Genomic DNA, 24,683 nt, shown 5'->3' on the forward strand with positions numbered 1-24,683 from the left:
TATAGAAGCTGTTATGCCGCTTTGGGAGTAATTTCGCGACTCAGATCTTGGTAACGCTCTTTCAAGATTTCCAGCTTGGTGTCGTTTAGCGATTCGTGCTCGCGGCGAAGCTCGGCCAATTGGGCGCGAACCTGGGCCTCGCGATCTGATAAATCATGCTTGGCGCGACGGATCTCGGTGTGGTGTTGATCGGCGTTGTCTTCCAGTTGAACGTGTTGTTCCTGGATCTCTAGCTTGGCCAGTTCCAACTGATGCAGCATCTGCCGAATCTCAGCTTTGGCGGCCTGGTTTCGGGCATGCAGGGCCTTGTCGAAGTGGTCGACAGCGCTATCCGTTTGTTGATCCAGTCGTCGCCGCAGAGCGGAAGGAATTCGCACGCGAATTTCGGCCCAGGCCATTTCCAGCTGATCGCGAATGAGTTGCAATTCCTCGAATGCGTACTGCATTTCCTGCTGCACGTCAGCTAGTTCGTTCTCGCGACGAGCCAGTTCTTCCTGATCGCGTGAAAGTTGCAGTTGTTCCTGCTCGAGCCACAGGTGCTGCTGGGCTCGGCTTTGCTCCATCTCACGCTCGACCTTTTGCGTGTAGCCGGCAAACTCTTTTTCTCTCAGGGCTTGTAGCGATCGGGCATTCTTGAGCAGGGCCCATTGCTGCGCCAATTGAGATTCCGCTTCGCTCAGCTTTTCCAACCGAACGGTAATCGAATCGTGGATTTCCGGTTCCACCTCGGGAATCTCGGTCGACTGACCACGCCACTTTCGTCGCCAGCCGCGGATCGTTTCTTCGATGTTGCGAAGCGGGCTCGCGGAAGAACTCTTCGGTTGGGATGGCTGTGCGCTAGGCTTTACGGAATGGGGAAGCGGCTCGTCCATCGACAGGGCAGCGCTGCGCTGCTGACTTTCGAAATTCGCCATCCGAGCGTTGAGCTCCGCCTCGCGGCGGTCGAGTTCCATCTGGCGATCGCGCATCAAGCGGGCCAGCTGATTGATCTGTCGCCGCTGCCAGTCAGGCAGCGTATCGAGGTCGGCCGCAGTCAGGTCGACCCCTTGGTCCTCTTCCAGATAATCGGCCGAATTGCTGTCGACAGAAGCGGAGTGCGGTGGATCGATTCGCAGCTCGGGCGTTCCCTGCTCAGAGAGAGGGCGCGGCGATGGCGTGATGTTCGATGGGCGGATAGTCGGCTTCATGGCGAATCAATACGGTTGGCGGCAGTCGAATGGATTACTCGGCCATCCTTTCGCATCGGCATGATGTGCCTAAGAAGTTGAGTTTAACGGCTGCGCAGATTGAAATGCTGCGGGCTAGCAAGGTGGTGGCACTGCTACCACCGATTGCAATTGGTCCAGCGCACGAAAAAACGGAGGACGAACGTCCTCCGTTTTGCTAGCAGTCGATCCTGCGTCAGCACTTAGCCTTTGGCAGCGTCCAGGGCTTGCTGCAGGTTGGCCTTGGGCTGGTTGCCGAGCATCTGGTTCACGACTTCACCATTCTTGAAGATCATGACGGTCGGAATGCTCTGAATACCGTACTTCACGGCCAGGTTCGGGTTTTGGTCGGTGTCCACCTTACCAACTTTGACCGAACCTTCGTATTCGGTGGCCAGTTGATCGATCACTGGTGCCAGCTGACGGCAAGGACCGCACCAAGGAGCCCAGAAGTCGACCAAGACAGGCTCGCTCGATTGCAGGACTTCGGCATCAAAGTTGTCTTCATTAAATGTCTTGGCCATTGGAGGCTTCTCCCGATCAATGGAAAATATGGGGGTTAACTGTCGCTTGCGTCTCAACAGATCAAGTCGAGCCCAGAGGTCCAGCATGCCGTAATTCCGAGCCTAAACCAATAGAATCGCGAATTTTAACCAGGTTCACAACCCAGGGGGCATGCTTTTATTATGGGGGGTAACCGAGTCGAGGCAACCTTCCCGGCACCCTCCTGCTGTGCTCTGATAACTAGGATGCCAATTGGTGAACTGCGTTACAGGCTGATTTCCCTCGGTTTCCCGTACTTCCCATATTCCTCGACTCCCCCTGCTACAAGGTGCTCGATGAGCGTCACGATCTATCACAATCCGCGATGTACCAAGAGCCGGCAAACGCTAGCTCGGCTGGAAGAACATGGGATCGAGCCCAAGGTGGTGCTTTACCTAGATAACCCCCCGGACGAGAAGACCCTCAAGGGGCTGCTCAAAAAGCTGGGGCTCAAGGCCGAGCAGCTGGTGCGAAAGAAGGATCACAAAGCCCTGGGGTTGCCACAACCCGAAGACGAAGCAGGCTGGATCGCCCAGATGGCTGCCAATCCGAAGATCATCGAACGCCCGATTGTCGTCGTTGGCAACGAGGCCCGATTGGGACGACCGCCTGAGAGCGTCGATGAGATCCTTCCTTGATCCATAGCTATCGGCCCGAAGGCTTACTTCGAGAGGGGCAAGTTCCCAATTTCAGGGAAGGCCTTAATCAGGTTATACTGCAGAGATTATCGAAACCTACCTAACGTTTGGTCATCGTGCAGGCCGCCTGCCAGGCCCTACGTTTTAATCGCCGAGCGTCCTTACTCAAGGGCACGGCGAAATAAAGATATTCAGTATGGCGAAATACATCATTCGCTACGGGGCCATGCGTTTTTTAGGCGTGTTCTCGGCCCGAGCAAAAGATGAATACAACCGCGACGATCAAGTCATCATTCGCACCAAGCGCGGCTTGGAGGTGGGGGATGTCCTGTGCGAAGCCACCGACGAAGCGGTCAAGCAACTGACCGATCCGGCATTTGGTAGCATCATGCGGGCCATGTCGGAAGAAGACGTCAAGCAGACCGAGCACATGGTCGGCGATGCCCTGCGCGAGGAAGAAACGGTCCGCCGCGTGATCCGCGAGATGAATCTCCCCATGCAGTTGGTCGATGTCGAGCATCTGTTTGGCGGCGAACGGATCATCGTTTACTACCTGGCCGAGTCGCGGGTCGATTTTCGCGAGCTGGTCAAAGCGTTGGCTTCCGAACTGCAAACCCGCATCGAGATGCGCCAGATTGGCGTTCGTGACGAAGCGAAGCTCTTGGCCGATTACGGCGACTGCGGCAAGCCGGTCTGCTGTAACACGCACCTGAGCGAAATGCCGCCCGTTTCAATGCGGATGGCCAAGCTCCAAAAAGCGACGCTCGACCCAACGAAGATTTCCGGCCGTTGCGGAAGACTTAAGTGCTGTTTGCGTTACGAGTACGACACGTACGAAGAACTGCAGCGCGACCTTCCGCCCATTGGCAGCGATATTGTGACCAACAGTGGTCGCGGTCGCGTTTTGAATCACGAGATCCTCGCTGGTCAGTTGCTCGTTCGCATGGAAGACAACCGCAACATTATGATCGACGCCAGCGACGTGCTGACGGTCCTCAAACGCGGCAACGGCCAAACCGGGGGTGGTTCCAAGCGGGGCAAGCGTCGTGACAAGAAGGATGCTGCCGACGAAGATGGCGGCGAGAACACCCAGTCCAACTCAGACAATCCGAAGGAATAAAACGGCATGTCCGAAGATACTTATTCCGCGTTCATGCAACTGCTCAAAGACGACCCACGCTATCGCATGGAAGCGTATCAATTTGTCCGTGAAGCCCTCTCATTCGGCCAGCGGTATCAAGAGGAGCAGGACGAAGAGCCTTCCGAAGAGGAAGAAGACTTGGACCTGGAATGCTTCGAGGAAGAGATCGACGAACTCGAAGACGACCTGGAAGGCTGGGAAGAAGAGGAAGACGTCGAACGCCATCTGACCGGCCAGGTATTGTGCCAGGCCATCCGGCAGTATGCTCAGCAGCAGTATGGGCTGTTGGCCAAGGTGGTGCTCAACTCGTGGGGCATACACACGACCGGCGACTTTGGCGAGATCGTCTACAACCTGATTGGCATTGGCATGATGCGTAAATCGAAATCGGACCGACGCGAAGACTTCGACGATCAGTACGACTTTGAAGACGCGTTCGTGAAGAACTTCGACTTCCAGCTATCGGAAGAATCAGGGCAAGCCTAATCCAAGGATAGGGGGAAGAACCATGGCGGCCGCCAAAAACAAACAGGCTCCCAAGTCGGAAGAAGTTCGCAAGTCGCCCGTGTATCTTCCCACGTCGAACCCACCCAAACCGCATCTGGCCTTCTTGATTCTCATGGGGGTGATTGCGGTCGTTTGGTTCGGCCTGTTGGCGTATCTCGCGCTACAGCAGGTCGGGACGATTTAAGCCCCATCATCTGGTCAAAGATTCTCGCTCTGGGCTTGGCATGAATTGCGGCCTGCTTCTCTGGGCTTCCGCTCTAATTCGTGCGATGGATGGACGGTATTCTTTTCCTGGTCGTCACCCTGCGGGCCGTTTGGCTCGCTCTTCGTCTTGGTGATTTTCACGTCATGCGGCTCTGGCACGCGGTAGATGACGTAGATCCCGATCACCACCAGGAATGCCATGATCGTCAATGCCCACTTAGGGATCGGAAAGATCATGATCGAGAACCCCCAGCCCAGAACGACCGTGGCGATAGCTTGGATTTTGGTGCTTGTCTTGATACCCTTGCGGACTTCCCAGTCGTACAGAATTTGACCGAAGTAGGGCAAGTCGAGCAACAGGTCATTCAGCTTGGGGAAAGACCTGACCAGGAAGTAGCTGGTTACCAGCAGAAATGGCGTCGCTGGGATGATCGGCAAGATCATGCCCAGGACGGCCAGTGTGAAAAAGATTGCCGCACAGCCCAAATAGAACAGCCGCTTGGACCAAGGGATCTCAGGTACGGGAGGATGTGTCATAGCGAAGGCCGGACCTCTGGGTGCATCAAACGAGCTGTTCCGGCACGCGCCGACTATTCTCCCAGGTCGGAATAAAACGTCAGCAGGTTGCCATCGGGGTCGAAGAAGCCAAACTCCCGCGTGCCGAAGGCCGTATCACGCAGCGTGGTATCGGAAGCGAAGATCCCCAGCGGCTGAAACACGCTGTAAAGGTGTTCGACATCGCACACCGCGATACGGATGTTCGGTCGTTCGACGCGATCCCAGCTCGAAGGATCATGCCAGCGAAGATGAATCTCGACCCGGTCCCGAATGATCGATGCGTAACGAGGGTCTTCCGCATCTTGATACGATAGCTTGAAGTCCAGCTTGTCAACATAAAACTGGATGGCGGCCTTCACATCACGCGACGGCAGGACAGGGTTAACAGCTTCGAGTAGCAAATCGGGCATGGGGAGGGCAAGCCTTGTTAAGGGGACCTCAGGCGAGCGAGGCCGTCGTCGCGGTTATTCGCTACCTCTAACGGTCCCGGTTGATTCATATCGTCTGATATTAGGCTACAGACGAAAAGTACTCCCCGCAACTCTCCATTCAGGCTGCAGACCATGATTCGTCCCTGAACTTCGCACACCTCCCGCAGCAGCGAGACCAGAACGCGGACACCAACACTCGACATAAAGCGTACGTGTCTCAGATCTATTAAGACCTTTTCCGGACACCGCGATCGGCCATACTCGATAAACAACTCGCGAATCGTCAAACAGTTGTTGGCATCGCGCATGTTCGTAACCAGCGGGGTGATGACGTGTACATCACCGACTTCTTCGAACGAAACGAGGCTCGTAGATGTTTTGGCGTTCATGCTTCCTTGCTCCGCCTTGCATGTTGGAATGAAACCGCCCGCATGCCGTCAGCTAGCGGCATCGGTCGATGGAGGTACCGCATCCGTGCAGCCCTCAGAGAGGTTACGCGGTAGACAAAGCGGACTCAAGAGTATCTACGGAACCGAACGGCGTTGGATCGTTAGGGTTTTCTGAGATTAATTTGCAAATTCTAAACATGCCGGTGAGCGAATCGGACAGATTGCAAAAAATGATCCGCTCGTCCGTGTTGGGGACTGCCCGGCGGAGATTTAGAAATGCGAGAATTCCGATGCTGCTGACGAAGTTGACATTCTGCATGTCGATCACCACGCGGCGATGATCGACTTGCTTGACGTAGTCGGTCATGCCATCTCGAATCGAATAGCAGATCTCGGTATCTCGCATCTGTTCGACTTGAGGCGTGAGAACGAGGACTTCATCTGCGATGTGGTGGTGGACTAACTGTGGAGCGTCTTCGTTCATGGCTGGCCCTTTTCCAACAAAGTGGATCACCTCAACAAGCGCTCAATGGGGAGAAACCCGTAATGGGGTTTCCATGATTTAGCATCTCCTACCAATGAGGGAAGGTCAACCGGCGAAATTCGAAAGAAACCGACTTTCCTGCTGCTTGCCCTCGGATCGAATAGCATCCGTAGCCAATGGGTGTTTCTTCCAAACGCGAGAATTTTGCCGCACATTCGTTCGCTGGAAGAGGCTACCCCCTGGCGGGTGAATCGGTCATTAATGCTCGTCTGGAAAGGCACACGACCGACCAAGAATCCGTTAGAATGCGACAACACTTAAGCCTTGCGCCCTGCTGCTGGCCGGGCTACACTGAACCCACCAGGGCCTTGTCCCTTTTTGCACGAAGTATTCACGCCAAGGAGGGCCGCTGTGGCGACGCCACCGAAACTTCCCGCCACCGGTTTGACGACCGGCGATTGTATCGCCCAGATGAAGAAGCTGCCTGAGGGATGCATCGACCTGGCCTTTGCCGATCCCCCCTTCAATATCGGCTACAAGTACGACGTCTACGACGATCGTAAATCGGTCGACGAATATCTTCAGTGGAGCGAACAGTGGATGCGCGAAGTCTCGCGCGTGCTCAAGCCAACGGGTGCATTCTGGCTGGCCATCGGCGACGAGTTCGCAGCGGAACTCAAGGTCCTTGCCACGCGTACATTGGGGCTGCATTGTCGCAACTGGGTCGTTTGGTACTACACGTTTGGCGTGCACTGCAAAAGTAAGTTCACCCGCAGCCACGCGCACATCTTCTACTTCACCAAGGATGCCAAGCAGTTCACCTTCAACGACGAGCAGATCCGCGTGCCGAGTGCCCGGATGCTAGTCTACGGAGACAAGCGAGCCAACCCTAAAGGACGCGTTCCGGACGATACGTGGATCCTGCGTCCCCAGGATGCGCCCGATAGCTTCGGCAGTGAAGAAGATACGTGGTACTTCCCTCGCGTCGCTGGCACGTTCAAGGAGCGAGCCGGATTCCACGGCTGTCAGATGCCAGAGCAGCTGCTGGGGCGGATCATCAAGTGTTGTTCCAATGAAGGAGAGATCGTTATGGATCCCTTCGCCGGCAGTGGTTCGACGCTGGTCACGGCAAAGAAGCTGGGCCGCACACCGCTCGGATTCGAGCTATCGAAAGACTACGCAAAGCAAGTTCGCGAGCGTCTGGCCAGTGTCAAAGTAGGCGACCCGCTGGTCGGTGCCGAAAACCCACTCACCAGCGCCCCAAGTACAGCCAAAGGTCGCCGGCTGAAACAGCCCACCGCGTAAATACGACACACGACATTCGTAGCCAATCCTGCAAAGGGTTAGCCCTCCGGCAACCGGTCCCAGATCTCGAACCGGGTCGGGTACTGGTTCTTCTCGTCGGCCGGAATCTCTTCGGCCGATTCGAGGTGCCACTGGTGGAAGTCGACCAGCGGGAAGTGCGTGTCGCCGTCGGGGATCATCGCATGCACTTTGGTCAGATAGAGCCGCGTCGTCCACGGCAGCATGGCCTTGTAGATCTCGGCACCACCCACCACGAACGCTTCGTCTACATCGTGACACGCGGCGACGGCATCCCCCACGCTATTGGCGATAACGGCCCCTTCGACCTGGTAATTCGGATCGCGGGTGACGATGATCGTCGTGCGGCCTGGCAGTAGGCGGCCAATCGATTCGTACGTCTTACGACCCATGATCATCGGGCTGCCCATGGTCAGGCTTTTGAACCGCTTGAGGTCGTTGGACAGTCGCCACGGCATGTCTCCGTCGCGACCGATAACCCAATCTTGGCTTGCCGCGACAATCATCGAAATTCTCATACGGCAACCGGTGCAGAGATGTGCGGGTGTGGATCGTAGTCATTCAGCTCGAAGTCTTCAAACTGGAAAGCGAACAGGTCCTTCACGTCCGGGTTGATCTTCATCGTCGGCAGCGACCTGGGCTCGCGCGAGAGCTGAAGTTTGGTTTGTTCCAAGTGATTCAAGTACAGATGGGCATCGCCAAACGTATGGACAAAGTCGCCTGGCTGCAAGTCGCAAACCTGGGCCAGCATTATCGTTAACAGCGAGTAGGAAGCGATGTTGAATGGCACGCCCAGGAACACGTCGGCACTTCGCTGGTACAGCTGGCAGCTCAGCTTTCCTTCGGCCACGTAGAACTGGAACAGCAGATGGCAAGGCGGAAGTGCCATATGGGGAACGTCAGCCACGTTCCACGCCGAGACAATCAATCGCCGCGAGTCGGGGTTTGTCTTGATCTGCTCCACCAGCTGCGAAACTTGGTCGATCGTTTCACCACTGGGGGTCTGCCAGCTTCGCCACTGCTTACCATAAACCGGGCCCAGATTGCCGTCGGCGTCGGCCCATTCGTCCCAGATGCGAACCTTGTTCTCGCGGAGGTAGCCGATGTTGGTGTCCCCTTTCAGGAACCACAGCAGTTCGTGAATGATCGACCTCAGGTGCAGCTTCTTCGTCGTAACGACGGGAAACCCCTTTGAAAGATCGAACCGCATCTGATGACCAAACACGCTGAGCGTGCCGGTGCCAGTCCGGTCGTGCTTCTCGACCCCTTCGTCGAGAATGCGCTGCATTAGATCAAGGTACTGTCGCATAGGTTTTTATGGTTCTCCCCATTTCGTTAGCCCTCTCCCCGGAGGAACGAGGGGACCAGAGAGGATTAGCCGATCGCGGCTTCGCACTGGTGCATGTAGGCGATGCTGTCCTTCACCAGCGATTCGATTCCTGGCTCGTAGTCGAAGACTTCTACCGAGACCCAACCATTGTAACCGACTTCCTTGAGCGCTTGGAAAATGGGGACAAAATCGACATCTCCCATGCCAGGACCACGCTTGTTGGGATCGTTAGCGTGGAAGTGGGCAATGTGCGGATGCGTTTCCCGAATGATCTGCGGGATCGGCTTCTCTTCGGCCGACATCGCTTTCACATCCAAATGAATCTTGCAGTTGGGGGAGTCGATCAGATCCATCAATTCCAATCCCTTCTCTGCCGTGTTCAGGAAGTCTCCTTCCGCCGGTCCCAGCGGCTCAAGGGCCAGCGTCACGTCGCACTGCTCGAGCGTGGGCATCGCTTTTCGCAGACAATCGGCGGCCAGCTTCATGGCCTGCGATTCACTCACGCCAGGCAACAGGTTCCGCTGCTGTGGGCTACCGAGCACCATGATTGTTCCACCCAAATCGCGACAAAGCCGTGCCAATTCACAAAAATAGTCGCTCGTCTTCTGGCGCACGGCATCGTCCGGAGTCGTCAGGTAGAACCCTTCGGTTTTGGCCAACAGCCAATGCAGACCCACCACGTCGAGTTCGGCGTCTTCAATCTTGCCACGGATCTCGCCCCGCTCTTTGGCGGTTAAATCGTACGCCGACGGAGCGAGCGTGAACGGAGCGATCTCGATGGCATCGTAGCCCGAGTCCTTCGCATGCGCAAGGGCCGTTTCCAGCTTCCAGTCTTGGTACGTTTCGTTGCAGATAGCGTATTTGAACATCAAGCTTCTCATGTCTCCTCTCCCTCGCTACGAGAGGGCCAGGAAGAGGGTTTCTTGTTCGTGATTGAAAGGAAGACGGATCGTGATTCGGCGTGGCACAATCAAATGGGGCGCGCCCCTCACCCTAGCCCTCTCCCCAAGGGGCGAGGGGACCGGATGTGAAACACTTCGTTCTATGTCAATCCGACTACCTGAACAACCGGTCTGCTACAGCGCGTCGGTCAGAATCTGCAGCAGGTCGTCCCGCGTCGGGGTGCGTGGATTGATATTCATCAGCCGCGTGATGGCAAACGACTTGTCGGCGAAGCCTGGGAGCATCTCTTCGGTTACCCCATAGGCACTCAGTTTCTCGGGAATGCCAATCAGCCCCTTGAGCTGTTCGACCTGGCGGATTGCCAGCAGGGCACCTTCCATGTCGCTCGCATAGTCACAGATCGGATCCAGCAGCTGGGCGATCCGGGCCAGCTTGGCCTCGCGCTGCGGCAAGTTGTACTTCATCACGTAAGGCAGCAATAAGCCGTTACCGCCCCCGTGGCTACAGTGCACGCGGCCGCCGATGGGGTACTCAAGTGCATGAACGACCGCCACGCCGCAGTTGGAAAAGGCCATACCGGCCAGCGATGCAGCCAGCGCCATCTTCTCGCGCGCCTCGCGATTGTGCGGCTCGTGAACGGCCGCCGGAAGATATCGCCCGACCAGTGCGATCGCCTCTTCGGCAAACAGTTCGCCGATCGGCGTGCTGCCGCTGTACGGAATCGCCTCGCCTGGTTCAGCGGCAATCTCCGACGATTCTTTCGACAGATACGCTTCGACGGCATGCGTCAGCGCGTCGATGCCGCTGTCGGCCGTGACTTGTTTGGGGCAGCTGAAGGTCAGCTCAGGATCGACAATCGCCAGATCAGGCCGCATGAATTGGCTGAGGATGCTGACCTTCATGCTTGTCCCACGATCGGTTAACACGGCCGACTGCGAGACCTCGCTGCCGGTGCCGGCGGTCGTCGGCATCGCGATGACGGGGATGATCTGCGAAGGAACGTTGTTCCAGCCGAAGTAATCTTGTGGCTGGCCACCGTGCGTCGCGAGTACGGCGGTAACCTTGGCCAGGTCGATATTGCTTCCGCCACCCAGCCCAAGGATGGCATCGGGCTCGAAGGTACCGGCCATCAGCGCTGCGTTCTTGGCGATCTCTAAATCTGGCTCGGCGACACTGCCGTCGAACACTTCCACCTGAACGCCATGTTCGGTCAGGTCTTCGACCAGCGGCTGCACCATGCCCAGACCGGAAAGGGTGGCATCAGTGATGATCTGAACTTTACGATACCGACGGCGAGCGGCATGCTTGCCCAGTTCGTGTCGAGATCCACATCCAAAGGTAAATTGTCCGGCGGAGAAGAAGCTCCAGGATTGTGCCATTTGTAGAATCCGGTCCCCTCGCCCCTTCGGGGAGAGAGCTAGGGTGAGGGGTGATCAGGTAGGTCGGTTGAAAAGTTCGAGAGGCTTGTGCAACGAGCGAAGATCGCGTCATAGCTTTCTGATGGGTAAGGCCCGTTTATTTCGTCCCTCACCCTAACCCTCTCCCCTCAGGGGAGAGGGAACAAGATGCAAGGGCTTAACCTTGTTTGGCCATCAGGCGTTCCAGGTACTTGGCTACCAGCGTGGCGTCGTCCGATGCGACCAAATGATCGATCTGGGCTTTGGGGACTTCCAGCTTTTCGAGGTGGCCGATGATCCGCTTCCAGACGGTAGCTCGTTTCTTACCTTCGGCGAGATACAACTCCGTGATATTTTCCTGGAGCTTTTGCGTCGCGATGGCGTCTTTGTTGTCGTAGTAACGCTTGATGATATTTTGCTGATGTTTGGTGTAGGACTTAGCCATCCGGGCATCCTTTTCGCATTCAAGAAAGCAAATAAGACCGCAAACAGGTGCGGCCGAAAATTCATCGTGACAGAGTCAACGAAACCTGTAAAGCGATCGGCTTTCCAGCCGGTCGAATTCCAGCAAATTTGCCCATAGTATCAGTGCTGGCATCAGCACCTCGGGGCCCCTCGCCCCCTTGGGGAGAGGGTTAGGGGCGAACTGAGTGCCCGCATTGCAATCCTGACCGAAGCCCTCTCCCTTCATAAAGGGAGAGGGCGACTGGAAAGAACTATTCGCCGCAGCAGGGGCAGCGCTCCGGCACAATCACCAGCAGCGTAGCGCTGTACTTGGTGGCGTCGTAGCCATCGCCGTTGGCCTCGGGCTGTTCGACATGAGCGACCACTAGAAACTGGTCGCCGCTCTTCGGTGTGAAGCTGGCTTCGCCTTGGTCGTTCGTCTTGCGCTCGTACGTTTCATCGAAACCTTCCTTCAAGGTTTCGCGGCGTGGAATGAACGAGACGACCGTGTCCTTCAGCGGCTTGCCATGGAACATCAGCTTCACAGCAATCGGCTTGCCAGGGCCCAGTGGCGCGACAGGATTTTCCGTCGGCACCAATTCCAGGTCATGCCCCAGCGGCTTGTCGAAGCCCGTCAGGTCGCTGGGTACCTGGGCCAGGCTATCGCTGACGATGAAGAACGTCTTGCCGCTCTTCACGCTGCGTACCGGGTGGCCGTGGTTCACGATCGAGTCGCGCGTGTGCGAGACGGTATATAGTCCGGCACCGTCGGCGACATACTTCGCGTTCCAGAAACCTTCTTTGGGTGCGTACCCCAAGTCGACTGCCACGCTAGTCAGGTCGAACTTCGTTCCGTCCGGAGCAATCACGTCCCAAGTCCCATCGGCCGGGTTGGCCTTGCTGGCCATCTTGAAGTCGCGATGCTCGTTGCCGTGGTTACCAAGTTTCAGGTCGACGTAGATGGCATCGCCGGTGCGGACGATGCCGGTGTTGGTTTCGACCCACGTGTCGTGTGCCATGGCCGAGGTTGCCATGACGGCAAGCAATAGCGCTGCGGTAAGAATGCGTTTCATAGGATTTACCTTATATCGTTTGATAGTCATAAGAATTAATAATCGCCGATCACTTCGCCGCCGCTACCGCTGTAGATTGCGCGGTTGGTGGCCAGGTCGATCGTCTCAGGCAGGAACTGCACCGAGCCATCGCCAAACAGCACTTCTGCGCCGCCTGGGTGAAAGCTGCGGGCCGCGAAGTAACCGGTGAAGTGGGTCACCACGTCTGGCGTGCGGCTGTTGGGGCCCAGGTAACCGTTGGTTGCCGAGTTGATCGCTCCGCTAAAAGCCCATGTCGTGCCGCGGCCGCGCAGAGCAGGGCTCTCGCCCCCTCGCCAACTGGTGAACTGATTCCAGAACGATGGAACATCCGCATTGGCAATCATGCCGCTGCCGTCGGTGTAGCTGCTCCAAGGGTTGCCGCTGCCGCTCATGCCGCGGGTGGTGCCCATGCTCGTTCCTACCCCGCTCGACCCGTTGAGGGTCATTTGATACGGAGCCTTCGGCAACTCGCCAGCCGCCAGGGTCGTATCAGGACCAACGCTGCGAACCGTTTCGTTCATCAGCGCCGTGTTACTTAGCCCGTCGGTCAGTGCCGAGAACTTGCAACCGCTCGGCTCGAAGAACGGACCATCGGTTCGCCAGCGGAAGTCGTAATTCGTTCCGGTGCCGCTGCCGATGCTTACCATGTAGTTCAGCCCACCGTACGTGACCGGGCCGCCACTGGTAGTCAGCGTGGTGATCTCCGGTGCTGGGTCGCTAGGACAAAGATAAACCGGAATAGGCGTAGCAAACGCGGAGGCGAAATTCGGGTTGGGGATCTTCTCGCTCCAACTGCCGGTGAAAGCAACTTGAGAGAAGTCGAGCAGATCGTACAGGTTTCCTTGCTCGATGTACGGTAGAACGCGTGCCTGAACCGAGAAGTCGGCGTCGCGCTGACCAAACCGAGGCAGCACCTGGTGCGTTGATTCGTAGTTGTGCAGGGCCAACCCCAACTGCTTGAGGTGGTTGGTACAGGTCATCCGGCGAGCGGCCTCGCGGGCTTGCTGCACGGCTGGAAGTAATAGCGCGATCAAGATTCCGATGATGGCAATCACCACCAGAAGCTCGACCAGCGTAAAAGCATGTCGTTTCATGGATAGGTTCCTAATTGGAAACGGCACCTTGGCACACGGGCCGTATTTCAGCCGTGTGCCAAGGATGCTGCAATCATCGAAATTGTTAGAACTCAGAAACCACTTCGCCGCCGCCACGGGTAGCAATCGCGCGCCAGATATTGAGCGCGACGGTTTCCGCAACGAAACGGGCACTACCATCGGCCATCGCCACTTGCACGCCGCCAGGGTGTTGGCTGCGGGCACTGGTAATCGCGAAGTTGTGATAGCCGTTGTGGCAGTCCGGATTGTTGGAATTCGGGCCGTACCAGTGGTTGTACATCGTGTCGGCGAGGTGGCCGTTGATCCACTTCGCACCGCGTTGACCCGACCAGGCCGGAGCACCACTTGCCGTACAAGCCGACTCGGTCGTTTGCGTGGAAGTGGTCAGTTCCACCACGCGAAAGCGATAGTCGTTATTGGTGGGTGCCGTTGTGCCACCGTCGCCGAGCAGATGCTCGCTGAAGACGACCGTATTGCTCGTTCCGTCGGTGAGATCGCGGAAACTGATCTTCGACAGCGAGAAGATGACCCCATCCGCGTTGGAAATGGAACCATCGTCACTGGCGCTGCCGGTGTTGTTGATGCCGCTGCCAGCGTTGGCTGGGTAGCTGATGCCACCATAGATCGAACCTGGTACCTGATCTTTGTCGCTCGGACAAAGCAGCATCTCGATCGTGGTTTGAGCCGCGTTTTCGTTTTGGGTTGGTCCCCCAAACGAAGCCAGCGGCGGCTGTTTGAAGTCGAGCAACTCTTGCAGGTTGCCTTGCTCGACATAGGGAAGCAACTGAGCCTGGGCAGACCAGACCATCGGATAGCCTAAGCCGCCAGGCGGAAAGCTTCGTAGGGCCGAGTCGTAATTGTGCAGGGCGAGTGTTAGCTGCTTCAGGTTGTTGGTGCATTGCATCCGGCGAGCGGCCTCGCGGGCTTGCTGCACGGCTGGAAGTAATAGCGCGATCAAGATTCCGATGATGGCAATCACCACCAGAAGCTCGACCAGCGTAAAAGCTTGTCGTCTTTTCATGATTATGTGTGTAATTAAGTAACGTGTTGTTAGAAGTTAAAGAGGAGTGATTAGCAATTCCTGTCCCCTCTCTCTCGCAGGGTGAGGGATTTATTGCTGAGCGTTGCCAAGCATCGTGCGCTGGTATTCACGGCAACGACTCAGAACCCAAACCGGCTGCTGACTTTGCTCTTGAGTGAGAGCACCTCACCTTAACCCTCTCCCCTCAGGGGCGAGCGGACTATTTTGAGCGCGCAGCAGCGTACGTTTGCCAATCACATGTTGAAAAACACGTTAGGCCCGCGGCGGTGGCGGGTCGGGGGCGGCGCTGAAAGAGGTGGGCCGCAGGTTAGAATCGCCTGGCATAGCTTCGACGTTCAAAGCCGCCAGTTGTCCGGTTCCCATGTCAAGTTCCAGGACCGGCGAGTAGATCAACGTCACGCTAGCCAGTGCGTGGCACTGCATCGCGTTGGTCAGCGAGAACGGACGGGACGCAGGAGCCTCGTTCGGTTGGCTGCCCGATGACGAGCACGAACCGCCTGAGCATGTGGCGGGGAGAAGTTTCTTCGACTTATTGGTCCCTCGCAGGGTACAAAGCGCGGCGTAAACGTCCGGCTTGAGCGTTGGTTCTCCGCAGAATTCTGACGAAGTGTCGCTTGTTTTCTTTAGCTCAGCCAGGAACTGTTCAGGGGGCTGAACCTTGTTTTTCTGAGCCCAGGCCAGCTTCTCGCTGCGGCTGAAGCAGCAGCAATGATTCCAGCAGTTGCCAGCATTACGGCATGAGCACGCGTGATCCTGGCACATGAACGGGACGCTGGTGTCCTTGAAATTCGGCACCGAAATGGTGATGCCGGCACCCCATAAGACCATAGTGCCCAACAGGATAAACGTGAGGAGACGTTTTCCGAGGTTCTGGTCGGTTAGCTGATGCCAGGCATGCATCGCGGGCGAAAGACTTTCCGGGGGTGAAAATCGTGGGTGGGTCCCGGTATTCGGGAAAGGAACGATTGTAATACCCCGCCAGCGAGGTGACAAGTTTCACAAACTCTCTAGCGAGCAAGCCGACTAAGGGTTTACTATAGATAGAGAGACGTTGGCAAAAACTTGCCGAAAGTCGCCGATTTGGATTTCGTTCAAGAAGCGAAAGAATTCGATAACGTGAAGCAGATTATCGCCATCGTAAAGCCTTATTTGGCCGAGAAAGTGCTCGACACCCTCAGCCGTGCCCCGTTGGAAGCATTGAACGTCCGCGAGGTGAAGGGCTTCGGCAGGCAGAAGAACTATCTCGACGAGTACAGCGAGAGTGAATATTCCAAGACGTTTCTGCCCAAGATCGAAATCAGTATGTGGCTGGATGATTCGCGGGTCGAAGAAACAGTTCGCAAGATCGTCGCGGTCGCACGTAGCGGCCGTATGGGGGACGGAAAGATCTTCGTCCTGCCGATGACCTTCGCCGCGGATATGATCGACTTCGCCGAATATGAAGCCCGGCAGAAAGAAACCTAGTCCCGGTCATCGATCAGGCCGGGGGTATAAGGAGTCCAAGTCATGAGACACCTACTTATCGGTTTGATTGCCCTGGTCATCTTTCTCTTGTTGGTCCTCTACGCGTCGGCCAAGATGTGGGGCGCAGAACCCCAGGCCCGCGCGGCACCCGACCAGCCGTACACCACGCAGTCAACGCTTGCACCGCGCGGCCGTTTGGTCTTTGACACCCTCTACAACGGCCGCACGCGCGTGAATCCCGTGCAGAAGCAGCTGATCCGCGAAGGGTACGATGTTGCCGGCAAGTTGCCAATTCTGCCAGAGAAACGTGACGCGAAAATTCAAGACGCCGCCGGAAACGTGTTGCCGTCGGTCGATCCTCAGCGAAACCTGAGTGGCCCCGTGCTTGGCACTGAACGCACCACGCGCGATCCGCTGGTGAGGAATCGACTCTCGGCCACCGAGAGAACCGAGCAGCAGCTTTACCGGGGACCATCCGCCCCCGGCATGATTGCCCCGCGGGCCCAGCAAGCACGAACGGCACCTTCGGCGCGGGAACTTGGACGACCGTGATTTAACGCCTACCAGGGGCTTCCACCCCTGGCTATTAACGGCCGCCCCTTTGGGGCTTAGGAGGTTGCCGTTGGATCGCGTTGAATGAAGTCGCCTCGGGCGTATCCGCGATCATCGGTGTAATCCGCGGTTCCTCCCCTCTTCTTCCCCGCTTAACCAGCAGCCGCTTTGTCGAAGATCTGATCGAACCGACGGCGTGTTTCGCGGGTCATCTGGCGGCACTCTTTCAGCAGCGTGGCCGGGTCTTCGTAGTCGAGCAGATACGCCAGCTTGGCGACTTCCAAGCGTTCTTCGGGAAGGTCGTGCCGGGCTGTCGTGTTCATCAGTCGCAGGCGGGCTTCGACCATGCGAAGGAACTCGTACGCTTTCAGGAAATGATCGTGGTCTTCCTGGCCGAGGTAACCTTTCTCATGCAGAAGGTTCAGGCCGTCGATCGTATTGGGGACGAGTATCTCGGGGCTTTCGGCCAGGTGTTTCATTTGCAGCATCTGCACGACGAACTCGATATCGACCGTTCCGCCTGGGCCACGTTTGATGTTGTTCTTCGACGCCGTCTCTTCCATGCGGATTCGCATTTTGCGGATCTCTTCGGCATCCGACGCCTTCCATGGATGACACGCGATCGCTTCGCGAATTGTTTTCTCGGCCGCTTCGCAACCGGCCGGCGGACCGAAGATCGGGCGGGCTTTGGTAAGTGCCTGACGCTCCCACAACTCGCCGTTTCCTTTGGCGTGGTGGTTGTAAAGATCTTCGAGCGTCACAGCCATTGGCCCATTCTTGCCGGTCGGACGCAGCCGTGGATCGAGTTCGTACAGTCGTCCATACGGACCCAGCTCGTTGACGCTCTTGATGATGCGTTGGCCGAGCTGGCCGAAGAAGTGCTGGTTGGTCGTGCTGCTCGCGCCGCGGTGGCGGGCATCGACGACCGTATTGCCGTCCCCTTCGTAAACAAAGATGATGTCGAGATCGCTGTGGTAGTTCGGCTCTTTGCCACCGATCTTGCCGAGACCCAGAATGATCAGATCGCACGGCTTGCCACTAGGCAGCCGAGGTTCGCCAAAGCGGGCCACCAGCTGGCGATACTCGCGAAAAACAATCTGATGCAGGCACACTTCCGCTACATCCGAAAGCGTTTGCAGCCGTGTGTGCAGATCCTTCTTCCGCAGAATATCGAGCACGCCCACGCGCAGGTGCATCAGGTTTTTAAAGCTGTGCAGGATCGGCATGATGTCTTCCGCCCCGCGGCACAGCTCTAGCAGCATCTCTTCCAGCACGCGGCGGCTGGGCAGGCGGTCGAGCATCAACGAGTCCATCAACTCGTCGATCATCCCGGGATTGCTGATCAACACGTTCGATAGGTACGGACTGCCAGCACACAGCCGCACGTACAAATGCAGCGTGGCCGGGTTCGCACTGAACAGTTCCCACAGCACTTCCTTCCCGCCGAGCGAATCGCTTACCTGCGATAGATTCACGAGCGTGGAATCGGGGTCAGGCGTCTTCGAGATCGCTTCCAATAGCTGCGGCGCGATCGCGGCCAGGAAGTGGCGACAACGACGCGTCGAAAGAAAACGCACGCGTTCGCGCGTCAGGGCCATCACGTTTTCGTAAGCGTTTTTCGGATCGTGGAAGCCAAAGTCGGACAGCGCTTCGTCAATGGCATCCGCCGTTGGTTCGGGATCGAGAACCAGGTCGACCACCGGAGCAGTCACCTCATCGTCGGGGAAAGCGTCGTGCAGCAGGTGATCGAGGATCTTGCGATTGATCTCGGTCTTTTCCTGGAAGTCGGCCTGGAACTTGTCGAGCGCTTTGCCATCGGCGTCGTCGACGTATCCCATCCGCATGGCCAGCTTGGTGCGTTCCAGCGGCTCGCTAGGCAGCGAGTGGGTTTGCAGGTCGAACATGATCTGCAAACGGTGCTCGACCTTTCGCAGGAAGCTGTAGTTGTCTTTCAGGATCGTGCTTTCCTGCAGCGTCAAACAGCCCACCTCTTCCAGGGTGCGAATCCCTTCGAGCGTGTTGGGCATGCGAATCTGCGGCAGGTCGCCGCCGTTAAGTAGCTGCAGGAACTGGATGACGAACTCGATATCACGAATGCCCCCGTGCCCCGTCTTTACGTTGGCATCGACGGCACCCGCCACGGTAGCTCGTTTTTCGATACGGCGCTTGAGCGCCTTGATGCCGGTGATGTCGGCTCGGCTGAGGTAGTTGCGATAGATCCAAGGTTCCTGCTTTTCGAGGAACTCTTGCCCCAGCGAGCTATCGCCGGCACATGCCCGTGCTTTGACGAACGCCTGGCGTTCCCACGTGCGGCCAAGGATGTCGTAGTAATGCAGCGCCCCATCCAGGCTGTTGATCAGCGGGCCGCGGCTTCCTTCCGGTCGCAGCCGCATATCAATGCGGTACGGCGTGCCGAGTTCCGTCGGTTCGGTCAGCAGCTTCATCAGTCGCTGCCCAACGCGCTCGAAGTACTCTTTGTTGGTAATCGATTTCTCGCCGTCGGTGTTGCCGTCGCCGTCGTAGAGGAACATCAAGTCGATGTCGCTCGAATAGTTCAGCTCGGTCCCGCCCAGCTTGCCCAGCGCAATTACGCTGAACCGCGGAGTACTCGGTTTGCCGTTGCGGCTGCTCTTAGGTGTCGGGCTACCAAATCGCTGAGAGACCAACTTGCACGCGGCCTGGTAGGCGGCCTCGATCAATGCGTCGGCCAAAAACGAAATCTGCCGCGTGACGGTTTCGATGTTCTGATTGCAGATCAAGTCGCCGTAAGCGATCCGTAGCGTCTCGCGCCGCTTGTAGCGCCGCAGCGCCTTCATGATCGCCTTTTCTTCGTTGAGTTGCTGGACTTCGGCAACGATCTCGTCGACCAGGTATTGCCGCGCCGCCGGTTGTCCGTCGGTGATACGAACCAGCTCGAAGCTTTCGGGATCGGTGATGATTTGATCGCTGAGACTTTGACTGGAACTGAAGATGCGAACGAGCGTAGTCATCGAAGTCGCATCGCGTTCGAACAGTGCAGCCAGGCTGAGGGGACTTCGCGCGCGGCAGAACAATCGTTCCAGGTTGTTCAGCGCCATGTCAGGATCGCTACAGCCTGGCAGGGCCTGCGATAGCTGCCCGCACAGGGACGCTTGCAAGTCGCTCGGCAAGTTCAATCGCACGAAGCTGTTGAGATTCTCTCGGCCGCGCGCCGTGTCGACAATCTTCAGTTGCGAAAGCCACTTGCTTGCGTCCTGAGAGTTTTCAGCAAGCTTAGCGAAATCAGATACGGTCATAGTCGCTTCGAAGAGCCGCTCGTTAAGGTGCTTGCCCTGGGGATTGCCGTTGGCTGCCTGGGGCGCGGGAAACAGCGCAAGTGCAATCAGGGTCGCGAAATCGGTGAATTCAGTAAACCTGTATTCTAAGCGGAAAAAGGTCGTTCCGATAGCAAGCAAGCAAAGAAGAACGTGGCAAAAAAGTTGACATTTCACGCCCCGCCAGAATTCGTCAAACTGAGGGCCATAAGTTTTCAGAAACTCACGTCCCCTCGCCCCTGCGGGGAGAGGGTTAGGGTGAGGGGGCGAACTGCGTACACGCTTCACCAACCCTCTCCCTTGAGAAGGGAGAGGGAACAAGAGTTGAGGAACACTTTCAGCATCGACGCTTTACGCGAAGGCAAAAGTCAAGTCCTTGCGAAAAAAATCGTGCGGTAAATAATCAATTTCAGACAGACCAAAAAACAGTATTCCTCGCGAATTTGTGGCCTGTTTATAATCAGGGACGCCGACGCGAACTAAGCTTGCAGTAAGACCTGCGGCAATCGCTCGCTGCGGTACGTCATCGAGATCAGGAGGATCTCGCCGCCTTATACTTTGAAGGAGTGTTCCTTGCTTTCGATCCGTCCAAGAGTTGCTGAGCTGGCCTTTCAGCTTTACACGCGGCCACTTCACCCCGAACTGTTTGAAGCGTTTCAAACGCGAACGGTCGAGCGGGGAGGGTACACTCTCAAGATGGATATCACCAACTGCGGCCACGTTCTCACGTGGCGGCACGAAGGCCTCACGCTGACCGAAGTCTGCACTTCGGCCCATCAGGAACTGCCGACCAAGCGGCGGATCATGGCCTATCAAATCAAAGGGCGACGCACCGATCAGTTCGAGTGCCACGGCATTCGCTATCAAACCACGTTTCAGTTAGAAGCTGTATCAACCAAGCTCTTCCGCTTGTGCCAACGCGAGCTGTGCAACGACGACCGCAAGGTCGGACTGGTACACGAATTCGATTCCAGCGGCCGCATGAACATGGGGGCCGTCAGCTACATGAACGCCGAGACCCGCAACCGCAGTGTCTTCATCCAAGCGTTCCACACTTTCCCCGACGACCAGGCTATCGTCAAAACGGAAACGTATTTCCGTTTGCCTGGGTAGGTAATCTCTAAAGCCGAGATCAACGTAGCGATGGCTACCGGCGTCTTCATCAGGTAGCCATCTTTTTGCGCTGCCAAGATGTCTATCGCCTAGAAAGTCGTAGCCATCCTACGACTGTGGTCCCTCACCCTCTCCCCGCCGGGGCGAGGGGACAAGACGGGATTATTCGAGGTCGCGGCAGAAGGGGAGTACGGCTTCGCACATGGCTGCGGGGGCTTCCAGGGGAACCATGTGTCCGGCTCCGGGAATCTCGACGAACTGGGCACCTGGGATCTGGGCGGCGAACCCTTTCATTTCTGCCGGCGGGCTGATGATGTCGTGCTCGCCGCTGATGACCAGCGTTGGTATCGTAATCTCCGGCAGCCAGCATTCGACGTTCGGTCGCTGCGCCATGCCGCGCTGGGCGGCGGCGACCGCGCGAGGATCTTGCCGCAAGATCATCTCGGTCATCGTGCTCACCACTTCTGGTTGATCGCGGAAGGTTCCCTCGGCGAGAAGTTTTGGCAACATGTTCATCGGCACGTCATCCATGCCGGCCGAGAGCACCGCTTCGGCGGCCACACGCCGGGCTCGGGCTTGCACCTCGTCGTCGGCAATTGCCCGCGTGTCGAGCAGGATCAAGCGGCTTAGTCGATCGCGATGACGCTGCCACATTTGCCAACCGATATAGCCTCCCATGCTCAGGCCGGCGAAATTGACTTGCTCGGCGATTTCCATCGCATCGAGAATTGCGGCGATATCGTCGGCAAACATCTCCATCGGGACGATCTCGCGGTAGCCATCGCTTTGCCCAAAGCCACGCAGGTCGATCGCAATCACCTGGTGCTGCTCGGCCAGCGGCTCGAACACGGCGTCCCACATGTGATGGTCCAAGGGAAACCCATGCACCAGCACCAGTGGACTCCCCTCCCCTGCCGTGCGAACATGAAACGAAGTGTCGCCGATTGGCAGTGTTTGACTCATGGGGTTTCTCCGCTGATTAATGTCACGATTGGGTAGCCGCAGTTCATTGTCGCAGAGAACGCGAAAATTGGAAAACACGCGAGGCTAAACGAACTTCACAATCCACTGCCCCATCAGCACGACACCAATCAGCCCCCAGATCCAGAGCGAGGGAAGGTTTAAGTTCCAAGCTGGCTGGCCGCGGCGCAGTCGCCAGAGTTGGGCGATGCGGTACGGTATCTGAAAAAGAACTACCCCAAAGATGAGAATGCCTGCCGGGTTGAACGCCAGCGAGGCATCCAGCTTGCCGTGTGCCAGCGAGATGAAGCTACGCGTCAGGCCGCAGCCGGGGCAATCGATGCCGACCATATTCTGCATGCTGCACGTCGACGGAAGCGGGACATTTAGCCAAGGGATGACAACCTCGGTCGGTCCGTCGGTGGTCAGCAAGAACGACAGTGTCGTCACCGTTACGGCGATACTTAGCATGATGATGTGGAAGGTCCACTTCGGCCGCGGGACATCCTGTTCCAACGGCATCACGACCGAAGAACTCACAGCTTGCCGTCCTTCTTGTACTCTGGGAAGTGCGTATCGGGGCTGGGGGGCAGCTCGATCGTTTCGAACTCGATGTTGTTCTCTTCGCACTTCTTGGTGAACTCTTGGTACTTCTTGCGAATCATGCCGGAGTGCGGGATCTGCATGGCGGCCATGCGCTGATACTTGGCAGCGGCACCCCAGTCCTTCTTCGCCGCGTGACAGTGGGCCAGCGTGTCTAGGTAGGCACCGTTGCCTGGCACCATTTCCAGCGACAGTTCGCTCGACTCAATCGCGTGATCGAAGTCGCCGTACGTGTTGCACACGAGCCAGGCGTATTGGTTGCAGTAGTTGGCCATCTGCGAGCCTTGAGTGCCCATGAAGTCGTCACCGCGGCTGTTCTGCTTGAAGATCTCGTACTGCTTCTGGAACTTCTCGACGAACGGCTTGTAGAAGTCGATCGTGTGGTCGATGTGTTCCTTGGCCTTGGCTTTCCACATGTCGTCTTGCTGCCCGACACGGTACGAAGCAATCAGCACGTCCGCTTCGTCTTCGTAATACTTGATCGCCTTGTCGAGGTCTTTCTTCGCCGCGGCCAGGTCGCCCCGCTTTTCGGCGGCAGTCGCGCGGAACAGATAGCTACGGGCCAGAAACCGCGAGATGGCTTCTTCGCGATCGGCATTGAGGGGGTTGTTCGGGCCGTACAGCTTCTCGACTGCTTCGACCCACGGCCACATGACTTCGGCTGCTTTGTCGGAGTAGCCGAGGTCGTTTTCCAGTTCCGCCAGCTGCATACGAGCCAGCATCGATTCGCGTTCCATGGGGTCGTCGAAACTATCGATGACGTAGCGATATTCGTTGCGGCTCCAGCGGAACGTCCCCCGATCGGAAAGAGCCTGGGCGGTCAGGTAGTGGCTGTCATACGAATCAGGTTCCAGCTCCAGTGCTGCCTTGGCATACGCTTCAGCCTTTTCGATGTTGTCTTGCACCAGTTCCGACTCGGCCAGTAGATACAACAGCGAGGCGTTCTCGCCAAATGGTCCACCGATCGGCATATCGTTCACCGCCGGGGCTTTCTTCGCGTGGTACTCGGCCAACTGGCCAACCACCGATGGGCCTTTGCGATCCAGGAACCAGGTCGTCAGGTCCAGCAGTTCGCTTTCCGAAAACTTGGCACTGATGCGAATGACATCTTCCATCGCCGCCAAGGCTTCCTCTTGTTTGCCTTGCTGGCGAAGCTGATCAACTTCCCATCGCACCAGGTCGAGCACGACCTGCTGACTGGTCAGCGCCGGCCGCGTGGTGAACAGGTCGATCTCTTCGGTGATTTGATCTTCCCACAGGGCGATCGCTTCGGCAGGCTGGTTCAAGCTGGTGCGGAAGATCTTCAGCCAGCTGGGGCCAACGCGTGGGCTATCGCCAATCCGATCGCTGATGATTTCGGTGATCTGTGTTTTCTCTTCTGCAGAGGCTCCCTGAAATTGAATTGCCGCCGCCAAGGCCGCTTCCTTCGAGAGGACTTCTGAAACGTCGTAGCGGCTGATCCGGCACAGCGCGCTCAGCGCGTCCATGGTGTGCAGTCGCGAAAGCTCGCCGATGCGGCTGCGGCGATTGTCGACGTTCAAGTTGCCGTAGCGATTGAGATAGGCGTTGACCTCGTCCGAGAACTCGGGCCGGGTCCATTCGATTTCAACACTGCGAATCAGGTACTGGGCACGGCGGGCAATCTCCAAGTCGGGATCGCGCATCGCGCCGAACAGTTGATCGAAAGCCGTAATTCCCATGCGAGCCAGGTCAGACTGTGCCCGTTCGCGGACCGTGAAGTTGCGGTCCCCGAGTTGGGTGATCAGGGCCTGAATTTTTTCCGGAGCGGTGGCCGACGCTGACTGCGCGTAAGCAGTCGTGCCTGACCAGGGTCCGAGCATCCAACAACAGACCGCGGCTACCAGGAAGCCGAGCCGTACATTCCAAGGCATAGATCGTTCCTCGCCATGAGATTGGGGACTCCCTAAGGATACCCCTCACAGTGGCCCA

Annotated in this window: 27 protein-coding genes; 8 read left to right on the forward strand and 19 right to left on the reverse strand. The window is 57.2% G+C overall.

Annotated elements, in window-relative coordinates; all coding sequences use genetic code 11:
* Positions 1-11: 11 nt before the first annotated feature.
* Both C5Y96_RS12625 and trxA read right to left on the reverse strand, forming a co-directional pair.
* Positions 12-1,187, reverse strand: a complete 1,176-nt coding sequence (locus tag C5Y96_RS12625; protein WP_105353762.1) for a hypothetical protein — start codon at positions 1,185-1,187, stop codon at positions 12-14.
* Positions 1,188-1,408: 221 nt separating this feature from the next.
* Positions 1,409-1,729: a thioredoxin gene (gene trxA / locus C5Y96_RS12630; RefSeq protein WP_105354306.1), complete on the reverse strand. Its 321-nt coding sequence runs from the start codon at positions 1,727-1,729 to the stop codon at positions 1,409-1,411.
* Positions 1,730-2,044: 315 nt separating this feature from the next.
* On the opposite strand from trxA, the gene arsC reads away from it, so the two are divergent.
* The 4 genes from arsC (at position 2,045) to C5Y96_RS12650 (ending at position 4,218) form a co-directional block, all read left to right on the forward strand.
* Complete coding sequence (gene arsC, locus C5Y96_RS12635) at positions 2,045-2,386, forward strand: arsenate reductase (glutaredoxin) (protein ID WP_105353764.1); 342 nt, start codon at positions 2,045-2,047, stop codon at positions 2,384-2,386.
* A 196-nt stretch (positions 2,387-2,582) separates the two neighbouring features.
* Positions 2,583-3,506, forward strand: a complete 924-nt coding sequence (locus tag C5Y96_RS12640) for a stage 0 sporulation family protein (RefSeq protein ID WP_105353766.1) — start codon at positions 2,583-2,585, stop codon at positions 3,504-3,506.
* Positions 3,507-3,512: 6 nt separating this feature from the next.
* A complete protein-coding gene (locus C5Y96_RS12645; RefSeq protein ID WP_233198940.1) occupies positions 3,513-4,013 on the forward strand; it encodes a Minf_1886 family protein in 501 nt (166 codons plus the stop codon).
* Between the two features lie 22 nt (positions 4,014-4,035).
* Entirely contained in the window at positions 4,036-4,218 is a 183-nt protein-coding gene (locus C5Y96_RS12650) for a hypothetical protein (protein WP_105353768.1), read from the forward strand.
* Between the two features lie 14 nt (positions 4,219-4,232).
* Here the strand turns inward: C5Y96_RS12650 and C5Y96_RS12655 are convergent, their stop codons facing one another.
* The 4 genes from C5Y96_RS12655 to C5Y96_RS12670 form a co-directional block, all read right to left on the reverse strand.
* The gene (locus tag C5Y96_RS12655; protein ID WP_105353770.1) at positions 4,233-4,775 is read right to left on the reverse strand and encodes a YbaN family protein; all 543 of its coding nucleotides are present in this window, start codon (positions 4,773-4,775) and stop codon (positions 4,233-4,235) included.
* Between the two features lie 53 nt (positions 4,776-4,828).
* Positions 4,829-5,206 carry a VOC family protein gene (locus tag C5Y96_RS12660; RefSeq protein WP_105353772.1) on the reverse strand — a complete coding sequence of 126 codons (378 nt, stop codon included), beginning with the start codon at positions 5,204-5,206 and terminating at the stop codon, positions 4,829-4,831.
* Between the two features lie 17 nt (positions 5,207-5,223).
* A complete protein-coding gene (locus C5Y96_RS12665) occupies positions 5,224-5,616 on the reverse strand; it encodes an STAS domain-containing protein (protein ID WP_105353774.1) in 393 nt (130 codons plus the stop codon).
* Between the two features lie 103 nt (positions 5,617-5,719).
* Entirely contained in the window at positions 5,720-6,100 is a 381-nt protein-coding gene (locus C5Y96_RS12670; protein ID WP_105353776.1) for an STAS domain-containing protein, read from the reverse strand.
* Positions 6,101-6,511: 411 nt separating this feature from the next.
* Here C5Y96_RS12670 and C5Y96_RS12675 point away from each other — a divergent pair, with 411 nt between their 5' ends.
* The gene (locus tag C5Y96_RS12675; protein ID WP_233198941.1) at positions 6,512-7,405 is read left to right on the forward strand and encodes a DNA-methyltransferase; all 894 of its coding nucleotides are present in this window, start codon (positions 6,512-6,514) and stop codon (positions 7,403-7,405) included.
* A gap of 38 nt (positions 7,406-7,443) precedes the next feature.
* Here C5Y96_RS12675 and C5Y96_RS12680 read toward each other — a convergent pair whose 3' ends face one another.
* From C5Y96_RS12680 to C5Y96_RS12720, 9 genes are all read right to left on the reverse strand, one after another.
* Positions 7,444-7,929, reverse strand: a complete 486-nt coding sequence (locus C5Y96_RS12680) for a dihydrofolate reductase (protein WP_233198942.1) — start codon at positions 7,927-7,929, stop codon at positions 7,444-7,446.
* An 8-nt stretch (positions 7,930-7,937) separates the two neighbouring features.
* Positions 7,938-8,732, reverse strand: a complete 795-nt coding sequence (locus C5Y96_RS12685; protein ID WP_105353780.1) for a thymidylate synthase — start codon at positions 8,730-8,732, stop codon at positions 7,938-7,940.
* A 65-nt stretch (positions 8,733-8,797) separates the two neighbouring features.
* The gene (locus C5Y96_RS12690) at positions 8,798-9,634 is read right to left on the reverse strand and encodes a sugar phosphate isomerase/epimerase family protein (RefSeq protein ID WP_315850649.1); all 837 of its coding nucleotides are present in this window, start codon (positions 9,632-9,634) and stop codon (positions 8,798-8,800) included.
* Positions 9,635-9,829: 195 nt separating this feature from the next.
* Positions 9,830-11,035, reverse strand: a complete 1,206-nt coding sequence (locus tag C5Y96_RS12695) for an iron-containing alcohol dehydrogenase (RefSeq protein ID WP_105353782.1) — start codon at positions 11,033-11,035, stop codon at positions 9,830-9,832.
* Positions 11,036-11,231: 196 nt separating this feature from the next.
* Positions 11,232-11,498 (reverse strand): hypothetical protein, encoded by a 267-nt coding sequence (locus tag C5Y96_RS12700; RefSeq protein ID WP_105353785.1) that lies wholly within the window; start codon positions 11,496-11,498, stop codon positions 11,232-11,234.
* Positions 11,499-11,769: 271 nt separating this feature from the next.
* Positions 11,770-12,570 carry a DUF4198 domain-containing protein gene (locus C5Y96_RS12705; RefSeq protein ID WP_105353788.1) on the reverse strand — a complete coding sequence of 267 codons (801 nt, stop codon included), beginning with the start codon at positions 12,568-12,570 and terminating at the stop codon, positions 11,770-11,772.
* 35 nt (positions 12,571-12,605) lie between these two features.
* Complete coding sequence (locus C5Y96_RS12710; RefSeq protein ID WP_105353790.1) at positions 12,606-13,685, reverse strand: DUF1559 domain-containing protein; 1,080 nt, start codon at positions 13,683-13,685, stop codon at positions 12,606-12,608.
* Positions 13,686-13,770: 85 nt separating this feature from the next.
* Positions 13,771-14,727: a DUF1559 domain-containing protein gene (locus C5Y96_RS12715; protein ID WP_105353793.1), complete on the reverse strand. Its 957-nt coding sequence runs from the start codon at positions 14,725-14,727 to the stop codon at positions 13,771-13,773.
* A gap of 273 nt (positions 14,728-15,000) precedes the next feature.
* Positions 15,001-15,648 carry a hypothetical protein gene (locus C5Y96_RS12720; protein WP_105353796.1) on the reverse strand — a complete coding sequence of 216 codons (648 nt, stop codon included), beginning with the start codon at positions 15,646-15,648 and terminating at the stop codon, positions 15,001-15,003.
* A gap of 216 nt (positions 15,649-15,864) precedes the next feature.
* Here C5Y96_RS12720 and C5Y96_RS12725 point away from each other — a divergent pair, with 216 nt between their 5' ends.
* On the forward strand, positions 15,865-16,212 hold the full coding sequence (locus tag C5Y96_RS12725) for a P-II family nitrogen regulator (protein ID WP_105354315.1): 348 nt from the start codon (positions 15,865-15,867) through the stop codon (positions 16,210-16,212).
* 42 nt (positions 16,213-16,254) lie between these two features.
* A complete protein-coding gene (locus C5Y96_RS12730) occupies positions 16,255-16,764 on the forward strand; it encodes a hypothetical protein (RefSeq protein WP_105353798.1) in 510 nt (169 codons plus the stop codon).
* 152 nt (positions 16,765-16,916) lie between these two features.
* Here the strand turns inward: C5Y96_RS12730 and glnE are convergent, their stop codons facing one another.
* Positions 16,917-20,039 (reverse strand): bifunctional [glutamate--ammonia ligase]-adenylyl-L-tyrosine phosphorylase/[glutamate--ammonia-ligase] adenylyltransferase, encoded by a 3,123-nt coding sequence (gene glnE, locus C5Y96_RS12735; protein WP_146115646.1) that lies wholly within the window; start codon positions 20,037-20,039, stop codon positions 16,917-16,919.
* Positions 20,040-20,630: 591 nt separating this feature from the next.
* Here glnE and C5Y96_RS12745 point away from each other — a divergent pair.
* Positions 20,631-21,170: a DUF2617 family protein gene (locus C5Y96_RS12745; protein WP_105353805.1), complete on the forward strand. Its 540-nt coding sequence runs from the start codon at positions 20,631-20,633 to the stop codon at positions 21,168-21,170.
* Positions 21,171-21,332: 162 nt separating this feature from the next.
* Here C5Y96_RS12745 and C5Y96_RS12750 read toward each other — a convergent pair whose 3' ends face one another.
* The 3 genes from C5Y96_RS12750 to C5Y96_RS12760 form a co-directional block, all read right to left on the reverse strand.
* Positions 21,333-22,133, reverse strand: a complete 801-nt coding sequence (locus tag C5Y96_RS12750) for an alpha/beta fold hydrolase (protein ID WP_105353807.1) — start codon at positions 22,131-22,133, stop codon at positions 21,333-21,335.
* A gap of 84 nt (positions 22,134-22,217) precedes the next feature.
* Complete coding sequence (locus C5Y96_RS12755; RefSeq protein WP_105353810.1) at positions 22,218-22,670, reverse strand: DUF2752 domain-containing protein; 453 nt, start codon at positions 22,668-22,670, stop codon at positions 22,218-22,220.
* Positions 22,667-24,625: a hypothetical protein gene (locus tag C5Y96_RS12760; protein ID WP_105353813.1), complete on the reverse strand. Its 1,959-nt coding sequence runs from the start codon at positions 24,623-24,625 to the stop codon at positions 22,667-22,669. The genes C5Y96_RS12755 and C5Y96_RS12760 overlap by 4 nt, the downstream gene beginning before the upstream one ends.
* Between the last annotated feature and the right edge of the window lie 58 nt (positions 24,626-24,683).

This window comes from Blastopirellula marina (assembly GCF_002967715.1).
GTDB classification, from domain to species: domain Bacteria; phylum Planctomycetota; class Planctomycetia; order Pirellulales; family Pirellulaceae; genus Bremerella; species Bremerella marina_B.